Source organism: Solirubrobacter soli DSM 22325, from assembly GCF_000423665.1.
Taxonomy (GTDB): domain Bacteria; phylum Actinomycetota; class Thermoleophilia; order Solirubrobacterales; family Solirubrobacteraceae; genus Solirubrobacter; species Solirubrobacter soli.
Genome location: NZ_KE384072.1, coordinates 356,211 through 373,322, shown reverse-complemented (window position 1 = coordinate 373,322; position 17,112 = coordinate 356,211). Strand labels below are relative to the sequence as shown.

The 17,112-nt window shown below is 70.8% G+C and carries 13 protein-coding genes; 7 read left to right on the top strand and 6 right to left on the bottom strand.

The annotated features are described in order from the left end of the window. The first annotated feature begins 29 nt into the window (after positions 1–29). From G569_RS60110 to G569_RS60105, 3 genes are all read left to right on the top strand, one after another. Positions 30–467 carry a hypothetical protein gene (locus G569_RS60110; RefSeq protein ID WP_053227743.1) on the top strand — a complete coding sequence of 146 codons (438 nt, stop codon included), beginning with the start codon at positions 30–32 and terminating at the stop codon, positions 465–467. Between the two features lie 78 nt (positions 468–545). After that, entirely contained in the window at positions 546–2,597 is a 2,052-nt protein-coding gene (locus G569_RS0140720) for an MMPL family transporter (RefSeq protein WP_028067662.1), read from the top strand. Positions 2,598–2,758: 161 nt separating this feature from the next. Continuing rightward, complete coding sequence (locus G569_RS60105) at positions 2,759–7,111, top strand: 3-keto-alpha-glucoside-1,2-lyase-like domain-containing protein (RefSeq protein ID WP_053227741.1); 4,353 nt, start codon at positions 2,759–2,761, stop codon at positions 7,109–7,111. A gap of 52 nt (positions 7,112–7,163) precedes the next feature. On the opposite strand, the gene G569_RS55860 is transcribed toward G569_RS60105, so the two are convergent. Further along, a complete protein-coding gene (locus G569_RS55860; RefSeq protein WP_084286252.1) occupies positions 7,164–7,976 on the bottom strand; it encodes an NAD(P)H-binding protein in 813 nt (270 codons plus the stop codon). Positions 7,977–8,009: 33 nt separating this feature from the next. Then, positions 8,010–11,093, bottom strand: a complete 3,084-nt coding sequence (locus G569_RS0140705; RefSeq protein WP_028067661.1) for an ATP-binding protein — start codon at positions 11,091–11,093, stop codon at positions 8,010–8,012. A 70-nt stretch (positions 11,094–11,163) separates the two neighbouring features. On the opposite strand from G569_RS0140705, the gene G569_RS55855 reads away from it, so the two are divergent. Beyond that, positions 11,164–12,549, top strand: a complete 1,386-nt coding sequence (locus tag G569_RS55855) for a methyltransferase (protein WP_053227739.1) — start codon at positions 11,164–11,166, stop codon at positions 12,547–12,549. Between the two features lie 103 nt (positions 12,550–12,652). After that, positions 12,653–12,931, top strand: a complete 279-nt coding sequence (locus G569_RS0140695) for a hypothetical protein (protein WP_028067660.1) — start codon at positions 12,653–12,655, stop codon at positions 12,929–12,931. A gap of 118 nt (positions 12,932–13,049) precedes the next feature. Here the strand turns inward: G569_RS0140695 and G569_RS0140690 are convergent, their stop codons facing one another. The 3 genes from G569_RS0140690 to G569_RS0140680 all read right to left on the bottom strand — a co-directional run bounded on the left by G569_RS0140690 (position 13,050) and on the right by G569_RS0140680 (position 14,721). Continuing rightward, positions 13,050–13,631: a hypothetical protein gene (locus G569_RS0140690; RefSeq protein ID WP_028067659.1), complete on the bottom strand. Its 582-nt coding sequence runs from the start codon at positions 13,629–13,631 to the stop codon at positions 13,050–13,052. Positions 13,632–13,819: 188 nt separating this feature from the next. Then, positions 13,820–14,197 (bottom strand): VOC family protein, encoded by a 378-nt coding sequence (locus G569_RS0140685; protein WP_211233223.1) that lies wholly within the window; start codon positions 14,195–14,197, stop codon positions 13,820–13,822. Between the two features lie 74 nt (positions 14,198–14,271). Further along, complete coding sequence (locus G569_RS0140680) at positions 14,272–14,721, bottom strand: hypothetical protein (protein WP_157592646.1); 450 nt, start codon at positions 14,719–14,721, stop codon at positions 14,272–14,274. Between G569_RS0140680 and G569_RS55850 the strand changes: the two genes are divergently transcribed. After that, positions 14,711–15,118 carry a MerR family transcriptional regulator gene (locus G569_RS55850; RefSeq protein ID WP_037502900.1) on the top strand — a complete coding sequence of 136 codons (408 nt, stop codon included), beginning with the start codon at positions 14,711–14,713 and terminating at the stop codon, positions 15,116–15,118. The genes G569_RS0140680 and G569_RS55850 overlap by 11 nt on opposite strands. Beyond that, the gene (locus G569_RS0140670; protein ID WP_028067656.1) at positions 15,093–15,476 is read left to right on the top strand and encodes a carboxymuconolactone decarboxylase family protein; all 384 of its coding nucleotides are present in this window, start codon (positions 15,093–15,095) and stop codon (positions 15,474–15,476) included. The genes G569_RS55850 and G569_RS0140670 overlap by 26 nt, the downstream gene beginning before the upstream one ends. A gap of 144 nt (positions 15,477–15,620) precedes the next feature. Here the strand turns inward: G569_RS0140670 and G569_RS55845 are convergent, their stop codons facing one another. Next, positions 15,621–17,036: an MFS transporter gene (locus G569_RS55845; protein ID WP_037502612.1), complete on the bottom strand. Its 1,416-nt coding sequence runs from the start codon at positions 17,034–17,036 to the stop codon at positions 15,621–15,623. Positions 17,037–17,112 lie beyond the last annotated feature (76 nt).

Sequence of the window (17,112 nt, the reverse complement as noted above, 5' to 3'; positions counted from 1 at the left end):
CGCTCCCGCCACGGGTGAGAGTGGTCGTCGTGACCACCAAAGCAGCGTTCACCGAAGAGGAGTGGGACCTGGTCCTGACGGGACCGCCGATGGCCGGGATGGTCGTCGCGATGGCCGACCACGGCGGGATGATGCGCGAGACGTTCGCGATCGCGAAGGCCTACGGCGAGGCGCGCAAGGAGCACGGCAAGAGCGAGCTCCTCGACGAGATCGTCACGACCAAGCCGGAGCGCGACCACACCCGCTTCCACTCGTACGACGAGATGAAGCGTCACGGCGTCCAGGTCCTGCAGGACGCCGTCGCGACGCTCGACGGCAAGGCCACCTCCGACGAGGTGGAGGACTACCGGCGGTTCGTGCTCACGCTCGCCCGCCGCGTCGCGGAGCGCCACTCCGAGCACGGACAGCAGATCAGCCCGAACGAGCAGGCGGCGCTGGACGACCTCGAGGCCGCCCTGCGCGCCTGACCCGCGGTGCCGGCCGTCGCACGAGGCGGCGGCCGGCACCCGCGCCGCGCTCTTCGGGGCGCCATCTACCCTCTCGCGATGCTCGAATGGCTAGGGCGTGCGGGAGCCCGCCGGCGGTTGGTGATCCTGGGCTTCTGGGCCGTGGTCGCGCTCGCCGGCGGCATTTTCGGCTCCGGTGTCTTCGACCGCGCGGAATCCGTCGAAGCGGCGCGCGGGCAGTCGGCCCTGGCCAAGGAACGCCTGGACGAGCTCGCTCCCGACGGCGAGACGGTCGTGGCGGTGATCGGCGGGGCGGACTTCTACACGCCCGCGCTCGTGGAGAGCGCGAGCAGTGTCATGAACGAGCTGCGAACGCTTCCCGGGGTCCACGAGGTCCGTGACGCCTACACGGCGGGCGGGTTGATCGCGGGTGACAAGCAGAGCTCGCTCGCGGTCATCGAGCTGGACCCGAAGCTCGACGATGACGCGGCGCTCGTCGTGGCCGACAGGGTCGCCGCGAGGCTGCGCACGATCGACGCGCCCGAGGTGCTCGTCGGCGGCAAGCTGCTGGCCGAGCGCACGTTCGCCGATCAGGCCACGCGGGACGCGGTGCGCGGGGAGGCGGTCGCGTTCGTCGTCCTCGCCGTCGTCCTGGTGCTCTTCGGCGGCGGGGCGCTCGCCGGTTTGATCCCGCTGCTCGTCGCCCTGGCGGCGATCACGGGCTCACTCCTCGTGCTCGACGCGCTCGCGAGTGTGGTGGCGATCAGCGAGTTCGCCGTCAACGTCGTGACGTTGCTCGGGCTCGGGCTCGCCGTCGACTACAGCCTGCTGGTCATCGCGCGCTTCCGCGAGGAGCGCACCGCGACCCCGGACGCGCCGGTTTCCGACGTGCTGGGTCGGACGATGGCCGGCGCGGGCCGTGCGGTGCTGGTTTCCGGCCTCGCCGTCGCGATCGCGCTCGCGGGGCTGTACGTGTTCGCCGACCCGCTGCTGTCGGCGATGGCTCTGGGCGGCGTGCTCGCGGTCGGCACGGCGACGATCGCCGGCCTCACGCTCATGCCCGCGTTGATCGCGGTCGCGCATCACCGCATCCCGTCGCCGGGCACACGCACCTGGGTCTGGCGCCGCGATCGCCGAAGCGCGACCGGGCTCCTCGCACGGCTCGCCGCGTTCGCGCAACGCCGTCCAGCAGCTGTGGCGCTCACCGTCGTCGCGGCGCTGCTCGCGCTGTCGATCCCGGTACTCGGCCTCCAGGTGGCCGATGGCGACGCGCGCTCCTTGCCCGCGGACGCCCAGGAGCGGCGCGTGCTCGAGGCGGTCGAGCGCGATTTCACCGCAGGCCCAGTCGATCCGATCCAAGTGCTGATCGCGGCCGCGCCGAGGGACCCGGCCGTCACCGGCCTGATCGAGCGGATGAGACGGTTGCCCGACGCGAAGGACGGGATGATCAGGGACGACCTGCCGTCGTCGGTCACCGGGATCGAGGTCGACGCCGCGGGCCCCGACTCCGGCGAGCGCGCGCAGCGACTGGTCCGCGCGATCCGGGGCCTCGACTCCCCGGTGCAGGTGCTTGTGGGCGGCGCGGCCGCCGAGCTCGTGGACGCCAAGGACTCCACGACGCAGCGGCTGCCGCTGGCCCTGCTCGTCGTCGGCTTGCCGACGGCGCTGCTGCTGTTCGCTCTCACGGGCTCCGTGCTGATCGCGCTGAAGGCGATCGTGCTGAACCTGCTCACGCTCGCCGCCACGCTGGGCGTGGTCGTGTTACTGCTCCCGGGCCCGCTCGACGTCACGACGCCGCTGCTGCTGTTCATGTTCCTGTTCGGGCTCTCGATGGACTACGAGGTGTTCCTGCTCGCCCGCATCAAGGAGGAGTGGGACCGATGCGGCGACGACGATCGGGCCGTGTTGACCGGCATCGCGGCCTCGGGACCGGTCGTCACCGCGTCCGCGATCTCGATCGGCGTCGTGTTCGGAGGCTTTGCGCTCGGTCAGCTGGCCGAGGTCAGGGAGATCGGCGTCGCGATGGCGGTCGCCATCTTCCTGGACGTGACGGTGGTGCGCGGCCTACTGCTGCCCGCGACGATGACCCTGTTCGGCCGCTGGAACTGGTGGCCTGGAACCTTCTGGGGATCGAACCAACGGATGTCCTAGTCCAGTTACTCGTTTAACGGCTAGGTTTTGGTCGTCAAACCTGCAAAAGCGGTTTGTTTCGTGTCCGATCTCTAGTAGCTTCTCGGGGCGAACTGACGTCGGTGTAGGAGGAGTCGCTGTTGTCCGGATTGGTTCGTCGTCGCCTGAGTAGCCGCATTGGCGTGCTCGGCGTCGCTGTAGTTGCCGCGGCCGGCGCGTTCGCCGGGCCTGCCTCCGCGCAGGCGCCGCAGGAGCCAGGCGTCACGTTGCGCACTTATCAATTCGCCAACGGACCGACGAAGACGTGCACGCTCAAGAGCGCGCAGACGCCGAACGTCGACAAGCTGATGCCGAACATCAACTGGACGACGGAGGCCGAGTTCGGGGCCACCGACAACTTCCAGTCGACGGTCCTGGCCAACCTCAACGCCGCGACGGCCGGCAGCTACGCCTTCCGCATCACCAGCGACGACGGTTCCAAGCTGAGCATCGACGGCGCGGTCGTCATCGATCACGACGGCCTGCACGGCGAGACGTCCAAGGAGGGCACCGTCACGCTGACGGCCGGCACGCACGCCCTGCGCATCGACTACATCGAGGCCGGCGGCGGGCAGGTCCTCAAGCTCGAGTGGAAGGCCCCGGGCGCAAGCGCCTACACGATCGTCCCGAGCTCCGTGCTGTCCACCGAGGCGGGCGTCGTGCGCGTCACCAACCCGGGCTTCAAGTACTGCGAGGGCGTCACGGACACGGCCGGCGACGGCCTGCGCCTGGACTCGGTCAACCCCGACTACGACCTCGTCAACATCCGGCCGGACGCGTTCCAGCCGAAGGTCTCGGGCATGGACTTCCTGCCGGACGGCCGCATGGTCCTGACCACGACGGGCGACGTCTCCTCGGGTGGCTGGGTCCCGAACCCGGAGTCGAGCGAGGTCTACATCGTCGACCACGTCCAGGGCGCCACGAGCAAGGATCAGGTGACCTACACCAAGGTCGCCGACAAGCTCAAGAACACGATGGGCATCCAGGTCGTCGACGGCCACTGGTACGTCTCCGAGCGCGAGGGGCTCACGGAGCTCACGCCCGACACCAACGGCGACGGCATGATGGAGCACAAGCGCCTCGCCTCGTGGCCCAACGGCGGCAACTTCCACGAGTTCGCCTTCGGCCTGATCCACGACGACGACTACTTCTACGTCGCTCGCTCCAACGCCATCAACAACGGCGGCGCGACGACCGACCCGCAGCCGGGACAAAACCCGGGCACCGCGATCAAGATCGACCGCAAGACGTGGCAGGTCTCGCTGATCGCCGGCGGTCTGCGCACCCCGAACGGCATCGGCTTCGGCCCCGAGGGCGGGATCTTCGTCAACGACAACCAGGGCGCCTGGCTGCCGGCGAACAAGATGGTCCAGATCAAGCAGGACCGCTTCTTCAACCACTACATCAACCCGCCCGGCCCGTTCGACTCAAAGCCGGTCACCCAGCCCGTCCTGTGGATGCCGCACAACGAGATCGCGAACTCCCCCACGAACCCGGTCCTGCTCAAGGACGGTCCCTTCAAGGGCCAGATGCTCTGGGGCGACCTGACCTACGGCGGCCTGCAGCGCGGCTTCCTCGAGAAGGTCGACGGCGAGTACCAGGGCGCGGTCTTCCGCCACTCGGCCGGCCTCGAGGTCGGCGTCAACCGGACGATCATCGGCCCGGACGGCGCGATCTACGTCGGCGGTACCGGTGAGGGCGGCAACTGGGGCGAGGACAACAAGCTCCGCTACGGGCTCCAGAAGCTCACGCCCAACGGCAAGAACGTCTTCGACTTCGCGACGATGAGCGTGATCGAGGGCGGCTTCAAGCTGACCTACACACAGCCGATCGGCGACACCGCGATCGCCCGTCTGAAGGACGCGTACAAGTTCGACCAGTGGCGCTACGTGCCCACTCCGGCGTACGGCGGCCCGAAGGTCGACGAGGAGTCCCTGACCGTCAAGGACGCCAGCATCTCCGCGGACAAGAAGGAGGTCACGGTCCACGTCGACGGCCTCAAGCCGGGCCGCGTCGTGCACGTGCGCTCGCAGCGCCCGTTCGCCTCCAACACCGGCGAGGAGCTGTGGAACACCGAGGCGTGGTACACGCTGAACTCGCTCCCGGGCTACGTCGCGCCGGTCGGCGACGGGGCCTATGAGCTCGAAGAGGCCGCCCTCTCGGGCGGCGCGAAGTTCGACACCGAGCACGCCGGCTACACCGGCAGCGGCTTCGTCTCCGGCATCCAGACCGCCGGGGCGTCGTCGATCAAGCTCAGCGTCAACACGGCCAAGGCCGGCGACTACCGGATGGCGCTGCACTACGCCAACGGCCCGAACCCGTTCCAGGGCCCGAAGAAGATGACGCTGATCGTCAACGGCACGAGCCGCACGATCACGCTGCCCTCGACGGGCACCTGGAAGACGTGGGGGTACTACCTCGACACGGTCGCCCTCAACGGCGGAGCGAACACGATCGAGTTCAAGTACGGGGCGACCGACGACGGCAACGTCAACCTGGACTCCCTGCGGCTCGCCCCGGCGGGCACGACCCGCTACGAGGCCGAGTCGGGCACGCTCGCCGGCGGCGCCAACGCGCAGACCGAGCACGCGGGCTACAGCGGCCTGGGCTACGTCGGCGGCTACCAGAACCAGGGCGCCAGCACCACGCTGCAGGTCAACGCGCTCGCCGACGGCGTCGCGGACGTCACCTGGGGCTACGCGAACGGCCCGAACCCGTTCGCCGGCACCAAGCGCCTCAGCCTGTACGTCAACGGCGTCTTCCAGAAGAAGGTCTCCTTCCCGGACACGGGCGCGTGGCCGAACTACCGGACGCTGAACGACAAGATCACCGTCAAGGCCGGCAACAACGCCATTCAGCTCAAGTTCGACTCGGGTGACGAGGCCAACGTCAACGTCGACTACCTGGACTTCAAGCAGAACGAGCCGATCCAGTGCGGGACGGTCGCCGCGAACGACACGTTCGACGGCACCACGCTGGACAAGTGCCGCTGGACCACGGTCCTCAACGAGGACGCGGCCGGGTACTCGCTGAGCGGCGGCAAGCTGGCCATCAAGGCGGCTTCCGGCGACATCACGGGCAGCACCGTCAGCGCCAAGAACATCATCCTCCAGCCGGGCCCGACCAACGGCAGCTGGGCGATCACGACCAAGGTCTCGATCGACGGCACCGACGACTACCTGCAAGCCGGCCTCGTCGCGTACAGCGGCAACTCCGCCTGGGGCAAGCTCGTGGTCATGCGCCGCCCGGGCGGCGAGTGGACGACCGAGCTGGGCCGCAACAACGGCTACCAGAACGGCCCCGCTCTGCCCGCGAACGCCCAGAAGGCGATCACGCTCCAGATGTACGCGCGTGACGGCCAGCTGCGCGGCCGCTACTCGCTCGATGACGGGACGACGTGGACCGAGGTGGGCGACGGCTTCGACCTCGGCGGGATCGGCGCGCCGAGCGTCGGCGTGGCCGCCTACAACGGCACGGGTGCCGAGACCGGCACGTTCGAGGCGTTCACCGTCGGCGCCCCGCCCGAGCTGCCGCCGTCGCCGCCGTGCGCGACGCCGTACACGCCCGAGGCGGGCTACACGGCGCTGTTCGACGGCACCGACTCCTCGCTCGAAGGCTGGAAGTACGCCGGCAGCGGGCGCTTCGTCCGCGACGGCTGCACGATCAAGTCCGTCGGCGGGTTCGGCCTGATGTACACCAAGCAGGACTACAAGGCGCCGTACTCGCTCAAGCTCGAGTGGATGATGCCGGGCGACGACAACTCCGGCGTCTTCGTCGGCTTCCCCGATAAGGGCACCGGCACGGACCAGACCTCGATCACCGATGGCGAGGAGATCCAGATCGACCCGACGGACGATCCCTCCCACACGACGGGCTCGATCTACGGCAAGCAGGCGGCGGACGCCGCTGCCCGCGACGCGGCCCTGAAGCCGGCCGGGCAGTGGAACGCGTACGAGATCCAGGTCCGGGCGGACCGGATCACGGTGTTCCTCAACGGCGTCAAGATCAACGACTGGGTCGACCCGGACAAGGCGCTCGGCCTCGGCCGCATCGGCCTGCAGATGCACGGCTCGGGCGACGACGTCTACTTCCGCAACGTGCGCGTGGGCGCGCTCAACACGAGCGTGGATGCGGGCACGACGGTCGGCGGTGACGTCCCGGCGACGCTCAGCCTCAAGCTCGGCGCGCCGGCCTCGTTCGGGACGTTCACACCCAACGTCGACAAGACGTACGAGGCCAGCGTGGGTGCGGAAGTGACCAGCACGGCGGGCGAGGCCGCGCTGACCGTGGCCCCGGCCCCGGCGTATCTGGCCAACGGGACCTACACGCTCTCGGAGCCGCTACAGGTCGCGTTCTCCAAGGCCGCGTGGACAGGCCCGGTGTCGGGTGACCCGGTGACGATCACGCTGCGCCAGCACATCGGCGTCAACCAGCCGCTGCGCACCGGCAGCTACAGCAAGACCCTGACGTTCACGCTGTCGACGACGACCCCGTGAGCCTCCCGGCACCGGCCGTCCCCCGCGGACGGCCGGTGCCGAGTGCGCGTCTCTACGGGATGCCGGGCGCGGGGTCGTCGTTGCCGCGGATCTCGGGCGGCAACTCGCCTTCGCCCTCGTAGTCGACCAACGGGTCGAACGGCCCGGCGTCCGTCGCGAGCCGGTTTCGCGCCGACGTCGGGTTGTCCGGCTGCCCCGCGGCCAGCCCCGAGGGTCGCGACGGCGGCAACGGCTCCGGCTCGACGGCGTCGAGGACCTCGGCGACGTGCCGGTCCCCGTCGATGACGTCGATGGTGCGATGGACGAGATTGGCGCGGTCCAGCGCCTCGACCGCCGTGAGCGCCGCATCGTCGCGGCTGAGCGTCACCGGCTCCGCGCCGGGCAGCGCGGTCCCGATCCTCCCCGTGCCAGACGCGTCGGTGAGCCGGCCGAACCGCAGCACGGTCCAGGGCAACTCGAGCTCGTGCAGCCGCCGCTCCGCCTGGTGCTTGGCGGAGAGGAAGGTCCGGATCGGCTCGTCCCGTTGCTCAGGACGGTCCGCCCCGACGGCGCTGCAGAGGACGAACCGCCGCACGTCGGACCGCGCGGCCGCCTCGGCGAGCTTGGCCGCCCCGCCGGCGTCGATCGCCGCCAGATCCGCCGCGTGCCGCGCACCCGCCGCGAAGATGACCGCGTCGCACCGGTCCGTCACCCACTCGACGTCCCCGCGTAGATCCGCGATGACCGGCATCGCTCCGAGTTCTTCGAGGTCTTCGGCCTGCTGCGCGCCACGCACGAGCCCGCGAACCTCATGCCCGCGCGCGAGCAGCAACGCCACCACGAGCTCGCCCACGCGCCCTCCGGCGCCCGCCACTAGAACGATCATCCGGCCGGAGTCTGCATGACGCCCCGGCCAGGTTCAACACGGTGAGACGCCTGCTTGGGCCAGGTGGCGTCGATCGCGTGCGGTCCAGACCGTTGCACCGGCGTGTTCGTCGCGGGTGATGGCCTGCTCGTAGTGGATGCACGCGGCGGTGTCGTCTCCGAGGGTGGCGTCGAGCCGGGCGAGCACGTAGGCCACGGAGCCGTAGTGAAAGCACCCGCGCGCGGCGACGACCATCCGCTCGGCGAACGGTTCGAGCAATGTCCGAACGGCGGCGGCGCGTTCGCGGTCGCCGAGCAAGGCTGCGGCTTCGCCGGCCGACGCCATCGTCGAGATCCAATTCGTGTCGCGTGGCACGGCGGCGAGGTCCACCTTGGTCAGCGTCCGCTGCGCGTCAGCAGTCAGGCCGCGGGCCGCGAGGACGAACGCCAGCCCAGCGGCAAAGGCGTGGCCGGCGGGTGAGGTCTGGATCCTGTGCTCGACGTAGGCGACCTCGCGTGCGTCCCAGGCGTCGTAGCGCTCCCCGGCGAGCCAGCGTGCATGCTGATGCTCGCGCCAGAACGCGTCGGCGTTCGCGTCGCCTGCCGCCCGGCCGAGGTCGCGACCGCGTCGCGCCAGTTCGGCGGCCTCGGCGAGTCGGCCGGCGAGGAGCGCGAGGGTCGCGCGCCACATCGGCACGTACCAGGCGAAGGCGGGGAGGGCGACGTCGGCCGCCAGCGCGGCGTAGGCGTCGAGCTCGTCCTGGAGCCGCGCTCCGTCGCCGAGTTCGAAGAGGTCCGCGAGCCGCCAGTTGCGGGCCTGGAGCGCGAGCTCGCGATCTCCGGCCTGGCGGGCGAGATCCAGCATCTCCTCGGCCCACGAGAGTCGCGCGTGGGTGTGGTCGGGTCCCCAGTGGGTGACGTGTTGGGCGTTGAGTGCCGCGGCGAGCGACCTCGGCTCGCCTGCGGCGCGTGCCTCGCCCAGCGCCTGGCGGGCCACGGCCTCACGCCTCGCGGCGTCGGAGTCGTACGCGAGCTCGGTCGCCAGGCGGGCGAGCACGCGGGTGCGCAGCGGGCCGGGGGTGAGCAGGGCGGCCGCTTCCTCGAGACGTTCGACACGCTGATGATCGACGGACAGCACCGTGACGCTCGCGCTGTCGCCGTTGAGCGCCGCCCGGGCGAGCAACTCGGCGTCGCCGCTGCGGCGAGCGATGTCCGTCGCGGCGGCGAAGTGGGTGTGCGCTCGTCCACGCTCGCCCGTGTGCTGAAGCGACTCGCCGAGGGCGCAGTGCAGGACCCCGCGGCGGTGCGCGGTGCCGGTCTCGAGAGCGCGTTCGAGCAGCGTTGCCGCCTTCTCGTGGGCGTGCAGGGCGGCCGCGGCGGCCGCCGCGCGCTCGGCGAACTCCGCCGCCTGCGGGACGGCGCCGGCCAGGGAGTGGTGGGCGAGCAGCGCGAGGTGGCGCTCCGGGTCGATGCCGGCGCGTGGCTCGAGTGCCGCGGCGAGTCGCGCGTGCAGCATCGTCCGACGCGGCGCGGGGAGGTTCGCCACGATCGCGTCACGCACGAGCGCGTGCACGAACGCATAGCGCCCGTCAGCGCCGGGCGACTCGGTCAGCAAGCCGGCGTCCAACGCGGCTTCGAGTGCCGCAGCCGCGTCTTCGGGCGCGAGCCCTTGCGTCTCGGCGAGCACTCCGAGCTCGAACTCGGCGCTCCCGATCAGGGCCGCGGCCGCGAGCAACCCGGTCGTGTCGTCTCCGAGACCGCTCACGCGTTCGGCGACGAGCTGGCGGACCCCGGCGGACACGGCGAGCGGCGCGCTCGTCCCGCGCTCGCGCAGTTGCTCGGCGACCTGGAGCGCGAAGAAGGGATTGCCGCCGGTCTCGCTCCGCAGCCGCGCGATCGACGCGCGATCGAGGCCGGGGACGAGGCCGGCCAGCTCGTCCTCGTCAAGGCCGCCGAGGGGCAGCTCGTCGACGATCGCCCCGCGCAGGAGCGGTGCGATCGCGCGCGTCTGGCGGGACGTCGCGAGCACGAGCGTGCGCGCCGGTGGGCACCGTGTCATCAGCTCGACCAGCAGCCGCAGCGTCGGCTGGTCGGCCCAGTGGAGGTCGTCCAGGATCAGCAGCAGTCCGTGCGCTGCCGCCGCGAGCTCGAGCTCCGCGGCGACCGCCTCGATCCGGTCGGGGCTTGCCGAAACCGACTGCGCGAACGGTTGAAAGGGCTCGCGCGCGACCTCTTCCGTCCGTCCGTACAGCACCGCCGCTCCGCCGTCATGAAGCTCGGCGGCGAAGTGTGCCGCGAGCTGCGTCTTGCCGATCCCTGGCTCTCCGGTGACGAGCGCGAGCCGCCCCTCGCCCGCTTGGGCGCGCGCCCAGGCGGCCCGCAGACGGTCGAGCGCGTGGGCGCGTCCGACGAAGCGCCGGCGCGCCGGAAGCGCGACCGGCAACGGCCCCGCCGGCACGCTGCCGCCGGTTCGCAGCGACGCGACCAGCGCGCGGGTCTGGATCGACGGCGCGACGGCGAGCTGACGTCGCAGGCGATCCTGCAGGCGCTCATAGACCGCCAGCGCGGCGGCTCGGTCTCCGACCGCGGACAGCGCCTCCATGAGCGCGCGGTGCGCGTCCTCGCCGAACGGGTCGAGCGCGACCCGCTGACGCGACCACGCCAGCGCGCTTGCCGCGTCGGGTGCCTTCTCCGCCAGGCGGCGCAGGACGTCGGAACGCTCGCTGCGATGCGTCTCACGCGCGCTCAGCGCCCAGTCGTCGTCGAGGTCGGCGAGCAGGTCGCCGCGACAGAGCGCGAGCGCCGCTTCGAGCCGGCCCGCGGTGACGAGGCTCTCGAACTCGAGCGCGTCCACCCACGCTCCGCTGAGCTCGACAGTGTCGCGCGTGCTTCGCAGCGCGGACTCGCCGGCAGGCCCGAGCGCTCGCCGCACGCTCGAGAGCGTGGTCCTCAGGCTGGCCCGCGCGCTCGATTCGAGGACCGCGGGCCACAAGGTGCCGGCGACCCGGGAACGCGTGTGCGTCCCGGGATGCAGCGCGAGCCAGGCGAGCAGGGACCGGCCGGGACGACGATCCGGCAGGTCTCGTTCGACGCCATCGACCTCCAGCCCCAGCGGCCCGAGCAGGCGGATGCGCACCATCTCAATCGCGAGCTTACGGCGTTGCGGTGCCGTTGCGATCCCGTTGCGGGAGCGGTCCACAGTGGTCGCCATGACCGGATTCGACACCGACGCGTTCGCCGCCGCCGTCACGGACGGCGCGCGGTCGCCCGAAGCGCTGCTCGCGTTCTTCACCGAGGACGTGGACTGGACCGAGATCGACCATGTCACAACTCCCAGCGCACCGGCGCGGCGCCACGGCCACGGCGAGGTGCTGCCGATGCTGCGCGGGGTTGCCGAGCGGGAGATCGAGTCCGCGCTCGCCGACGCGTTCATCGATGACGAGCGCGGCGCGCTCGTGATCGAGTGCCGCTACCCCGACGGCCGGTTGGTCCGCGAGCACGCCCTCGTGTGGTTCCGTGGCGGGCGCATCGCTCGCTGGCACGGCGTGCAGGCGTGGGACGAGCCGCCGACGCCGTTCGCGGCGACCGTCTTCGGCGACATCGCCGCCACGATGACGACGGTCCTGGCCGTCCTCGGCGACCGGCTCGGGCTGTTCCGCAGCCTCGCGCGCGACGGCGCCGCCTCGAGCTCGGAGCTCGCCGCGCGCGCCTCGGTCAGCGAACGCTACGCGCGCGAATGGCTGCGCGGCATGACCGCCGCCGGCTATCTCGAGCGCGCGGGCGAGCGCTTCGTGCTGCCCCGGTCGCACGTCGACGTCCTCGCCGCGGAGGCCGGCCCGTCCTTCGTCGCGGGTGCCTACGAGGCCCTCGGCGGCGAGCTCGCCATGCTCGACCACATCACACGCGCCTTCCGTTCTGGGGCCGGAGTCGCGCTCGCCGACTACCCATCGGCGACGTTCGACGGTCAGCGCCGCGTCTCGCTCCCCTGGTACCGCCACGAGCTCGTCCAGGAATGGATTCCCGCCGCGGGGCTCCACCAGCGCCTCGCCGCGGGTGCACACGTCGCCGACGTCGGCTGCGGCGCCGGCGAGGCGCTGATCGCGCTCGCGGCCGCCTACCCGCGCTCGACCTTCGTCGGCTACGACAGCTTCCCCACTGTCATCGAGCATGCCCGCGCCGCCGCGGAAGCCGCGCAAGTCGGCGACCGCGTTCGCTTCGAGTCGCTCGACGCCGCCGCCGGACTCCCGGACACCTACGACGTGATCACCGCATTCGACGTCCTCCACGACAGCAGCGATCCCGAAGCCCTCCTGCGCACCATCGCCCGCGCCCTGCGCCCCGGCGGGACCCACCTCCTCCTCGAGCTCAACTGCGCCGACGATCCCGCCGAGAACGTCGGCCCGCTGGCCGCCCTGCTGTACGGGATCAGCCTCCTGTACTGCCTACCGACCTCGCTGCACAGCGGCAGCCCCGGCCTCGGAGCCTGTGGATGCCCGCCCGAACGCGTCCACGAGCTCTGCGCGCAAGCGGGCTTCACACGCATCGAGCACGTCGCGATCAAGAACCCGATGAACCTCCTCTACGCCATGAGCTGAACCAGCAACAAGGTGATCCAACCGGCGGGGACGGAGCGAATAGCTGCGCATGCTCCGATCACGACTCTCTCTCACTCTGGCTGCGCTCACCATCGGTCTCGCCGTGCCCACGGCTGCGGGAGCGGCCATCGTCAGCCAGGTCGACCTGACCGGTGTGACCAAGACGCACCTGCATCCGATCGACAACCCATGCCTGCTGGACGACCCCACCTCGTGCGCGCCGGTGGTGACCCCGACGCCGGTGCCGACGCCGCCCCCGCACGGCGGCGGTGGCGGCGCGCAGACCCCGACTGACTTCTGCGAGGCGTACAAGGACGCGTTGGGCCTCACGGCCCTGACGCAGTTCGGGATGGACCAGCTCGCAGCTCTCGGCTGCGACTGAGCGTTCCGCGCCTCCGACGCAGCGGCGAGACCCTCGGTCCCGTGTCGTTGGGCACGAGCTGCTCGGTCGTGCCGTCGAGGTCGTCGGTGGCCGTCACTGTCGATCTCGGCGACCGCGACTACTTCTTGTTCTTCTGCGACTGCTCAGGCATCCCGATGGACGACTGCGCCGCGTCCTTGCCGCCGCCCTGCGACTTGACGTACTGACCGTGGTTCTTGTAGTCGGTGCTGTCGCTGACAGCGAACAGGCGCGCGCTCGGAGCGGTGAACGTGATCGGGAGCGCGCTGCCCTGCCAGTCCTTCGCCCACGCGTAGCTGGTGGTGCCGGCGTCCATGTTGTCGGCGACGCCGTCCATGGGCGCGTCGTTGACGCCCCACTGGAACGTGTAGAAGCCGCTGCCGCGATTCGCCGTGAGCGTGACGTGATCGGCGTAGCCGTCGTGGTCGCCGTCAGCGAGCGTGCCGGAGACGGTCTCGTTGACCGTGGCCGTCTGTCCGTTGTCGAGTCCGGTGATGACGTTGGTTCCGGTGAACGTGCCGTCAGCGTTGACATCGACGGTGTACGTGTGGTCCCAATTGCCACCGCCACCGGACGGCTGCGTGGCATGGAACGTCGCCGTCGTGTTCGCAGACGCGACCGACGGGACAGCGAGAGCCGCGATGGCGCCTGCGGCGAGGATGAGCTTGCTGGACTTGCGCATGGAGGGATTCCTGGCGTGTGGTAGGTGTTCGGGAAACACTTGCACCTACAATCACCCCGACCGCCCGACCCGTTACGTGACCGACCCAAGACCGCGGAGAACTGCGCACCCAGCTAAGTAGATCGCCGCAGTCGCGAGCCAACAGGACGGAGCCGCCTGCCCGCGACGAGGGCGGACCGTCAGCTCGTCTAGGCGGCCGGGACCTGGCCGATCCCGATCTCGTTGCCGTCGGGGTCGTGGACGACGTACTTGCGCGCCTCGCCGTAGTCCTCGAGCTCCGTCGGCTTGATGCCGCGCGCGGTGATCCCCGCCACCGTCGCGTCGAGGTCGGCGACCATGATGGTGACGAGCGCGCAGCCGGCCTTCGGTGCGTCCTGGAGGAGGTAGAACCAGCGGTGATCGCCGACCGGCCACACGGCTTCGATGTCGTTGGGGAGGAACGCGGGCTCGCTCCCGAGCAGCCGTTCATACCACGCGCGCGCGTCCGCGATGTCACGAACGCGGACGCCGGCGAAGAGGTCGGTGAAGTGCATGCTCATGTGACCGCCCCAGGGCCCTGAACTCATCGGTGCACGCAGCGTCTCGCGCCCTGCATCATCATCGGGCCATGACGACCGCGTGGGTCAAGTGGCACGGGATGTCAGGCGACAGTGTCCCAGCCGTCACGGCCGGCACCGCCGCGGAGTCCCGCGACTTCGCGACCTTCGCCGATGCGTTCGCGTGGGCACAGGCCCGAGCGGATCGTGTCGAGTCGTTCGTTCACGGGCTTGGTGAATGGGTCGGACCGCCAGAGCCCGGTGAGAGCGCCGCGATCGAGGCGACCGTCGAGCGCGCGCGTCGGCGCTTCGTCGCCGAGCAACGGGCCTATGAGACTCCAGTCGAATGGTTCGTCGCGTTCCTCGATCCAGACGTTGACGAGCAGCCCGTGGATGGCCAGCGTCGGTCGGCACCAGGAAACCGGTCTCGCCGAGTTCGCGAGCGACCAGTTCGCCTGAGGAGTCCCGCGGTCGCCACCACGGCGCATTTGGCGCGTCGGCGCTCTTGCGTTAGAGCGCGCTCTAACCCGTACCGTGTCGGTCATGTCGATCACGGAGCCGTCGGGAGCGTTGACGATCGCGGAGGTCGCGGCGCGGTCTGGGCTCTCGGCGCACACGCTGCGCTACTACGAGCGCATCGGGCTGCTTGACCCGGTCATGCGGGTGCACGGCGGCCAACGCCGCTACGACGCCGAGGATCTCGCGTGGCTGGCGTTCCTGCAGCGTCTGCGCGCGACCGGCATGGCGATCCGCGACATGCAGCGCTACGCCGAGCTTCGCCGCCAGGGCGACGGCACCGTCGCGGCGCGACGGGCGCTGCTCGAGGAACACCGCGACGGCGTGCTGGAGCGGATCGCCGAGTTGCAACGCGATCTCGCCGCCGTCACCTACAAGATCACCAATTACGAGCACCTGGAGCACACGCTTGCGCACCGCCACTCCCACAGCTGACCGCTACGCCCGCGGCCGCGACACACTCGCTAAAGTCGACGGCTCCGCCGGCGAAGCCGTCGTGGACTCGCTCGGCGATCTCGGCCGCCACATCGTCGAGTACGCCTTCGGCGACGTCTACACCCGCCCAGGGCTCTCCCTGCGCGACCGCGAGCTCGCCGCCGTGGCCATGCTGGCCGCCAAGGGCGGCTGCGAACCCCAACTCGACATCCACCTGCACGCGGCCCGCAACGTCGGCCTCACCATCGAGGAGCTGCGCGAAGTCCTCATCCAAGTGGCACCGTACGCCGGCTTCCCCGCAGCCATCAACGCGATGCGCCGCCTCCAAGCACTCGAAGCCGAGGAAGCCGCGGACTAGCGGCTGGGGCTACGCCCTGATCGGCCGGTCGTCAGGGGCATCGTCATCCGGCCCGAACCCGATCCATGGCCCGCCCCAAACGCGTGTAGGCCTCGGCGTGGACCGCCGGTCGAGGTCCTTGCTGGACCGGCGGTCCGGTGGAGGTCAGTCGGCGTCGAACGCGACGTTCGCGGGTGTGGCCGTCTCCGCTGCCGTGCGATTGTGGATCAGGAGCGCCCCGGCGATCGCGCCGGCAGCGGCGAGAGCGGCGCCGGCGAGCAGCGCGGTGTGCATGCCGTCGACGTAGTCGGCGGCCGAACCGCCGCGCAGCAGGTCGCCGGTGGGGATCAGCGCGCCGAGGCCGGCGACGCCGATCGCGATCCCGGCTTGGCGGAAGGTGTCGTTGATGCCGGCCGCGAGGCCGCTCTGCTCGGCCGGGACGGAGTTCAGCGCGACGGCGCTGACGGACGGGTTGAACAGGCCGGTGCCGATCAGCGCCACCGTGATACCCGGGAGCAACGCGGTCCATGACGAGTCGACCTGGGCGACGGTGAGAAGCGCCATCCCGATCGCGACCAGGATCAGGCCGCCGGAGACGAGGACGCCGGGGTGCACGCGCTGGCTGAGCTGCGCGGTGGCGCCGGAGACGACGACCATGACGAGCGTGCTGGGGACGAACACGAGGCCGGCCTCGATCGCGGACAGCCCGAGCACGTTCTGGAGGTAGATCGAGCAGTAGAGGTAGATCGCGAAGAACGAGCCGGAGATCGCGAACGCGGTCAGCTGCGCGCCGGTGAACGCGCGAGAGCGGAGCAGATGGAGCGGAAGCATCGGATGCGTGGAACGCGCCTCGATGGCCACGAAGGCAACGAGCAGCACCGCGGCGCCGGAGAGCGCGGCGACGATGACGCCACTGCCCCAACCGTCCTCGTTTCCGCGCAGCAGTCCGAAGACGAGCAGGAACAGGCCCGCGGTGAACGAGAGCAGGCCGGGCACGTCCACCCGGGGCGCACGCGGATCGCGCGACTCGCGGACCTCGCGCAACGTGACCGCCAGCGCGGCGATTCCGATCGGGATGTTGACGAGGAACACCCAGCGCCAGCCCAGCGCGGTGGTCAGTACCCCGCCGACCGCGGGCCCGATCGCGAACGACGCGCCGATCGTGGCGCCATACGCGGCGAGCGCCCCGGTCCGCTCACGCTCGACCGGGAAGGCGTCGGCCAGCAGAGCGAGCGAGGTGGCGAAGAGGATCGCCGCGCCGAGGCCCTGAATGGCCCGCGCCGCGTGGAGCATCTCGATCGAGCCCGCGGCCGCGCAAGCGGCCGACGCCACCGTGAAGACCACGAGCCCGCAGGCGAAGAGGCGGCGGCGGCCGAAGCGGTCGGCGAGCGCGCCCGCCGTGAGGACGACGGCGGCGAGCGCGAGCGTGTACGCGTCGACCACCCACTGCAGCCCGCCCATCCCGGCGTCGAGGTCCCGGCCGATCGACGGCAGCGCGGTGTTCACCACCGCGATGTCCAGCATCAGGATCGCGGTGGCGGTACACACCACCGCAAGCGTCCAGCGTTGCGCGACTGTCATCTAGGGAGTGGTCCTTTCAAACTGGGGAGACCACGAACCCTGCCGACCCGGGGTTGCCCGGGGCTTGCCGGCAGGT

Excerpts from the sequence above, each read along its gene's own strand:
- G569_RS0140720 (WP_028067662.1), top strand. The coding sequence starts at position 546 with ATGCTCGAATGGCTAGGGCGTGCGGGAGCCCGCCGGCGGTTGGTGATC.
- G569_RS55860 (WP_084286252.1), bottom strand. The coding sequence starts at position 7,976 with ATGATCGTTCTAGTGGCGGGCGCCGGAGGGCGCGTGGGCGAGCTCGTG.
- G569_RS0140705 (WP_028067661.1), bottom strand. The coding sequence starts at position 11,093 with ATGGTGCGCATCCGCCTGCTCGGGCCGCTGGGGCTGGAGGTCGATGGC.
- G569_RS55855 (WP_053227739.1), top strand. The coding sequence starts at position 11,164 with ATGACCGGATTCGACACCGACGCGTTCGCCGCCGCCGTCACGGACGGC.
- G569_RS0140690 (WP_028067659.1), bottom strand. The coding sequence starts at position 13,631 with ATGCGCAAGTCCAGCAAGCTCATCCTCGCCGCAGGCGCCATCGCGGCT.
- G569_RS0140685 (WP_211233223.1), bottom strand. The coding sequence starts at position 14,197 with ATGAGTTCAGGGCCCTGGGGCGGTCACATGAGCATGCACTTCACCGAC.
- G569_RS55850 (WP_037502900.1), top strand. The coding sequence starts at position 14,711 with ATGTCGATCACGGAGCCGTCGGGAGCGTTGACGATCGCGGAGGTCGCG.
- G569_RS55845 (WP_037502612.1), bottom strand. The coding sequence starts at position 17,036 with ATGACAGTCGCGCAACGCTGGACGCTTGCGGTGGTGTGTACCGCCACC.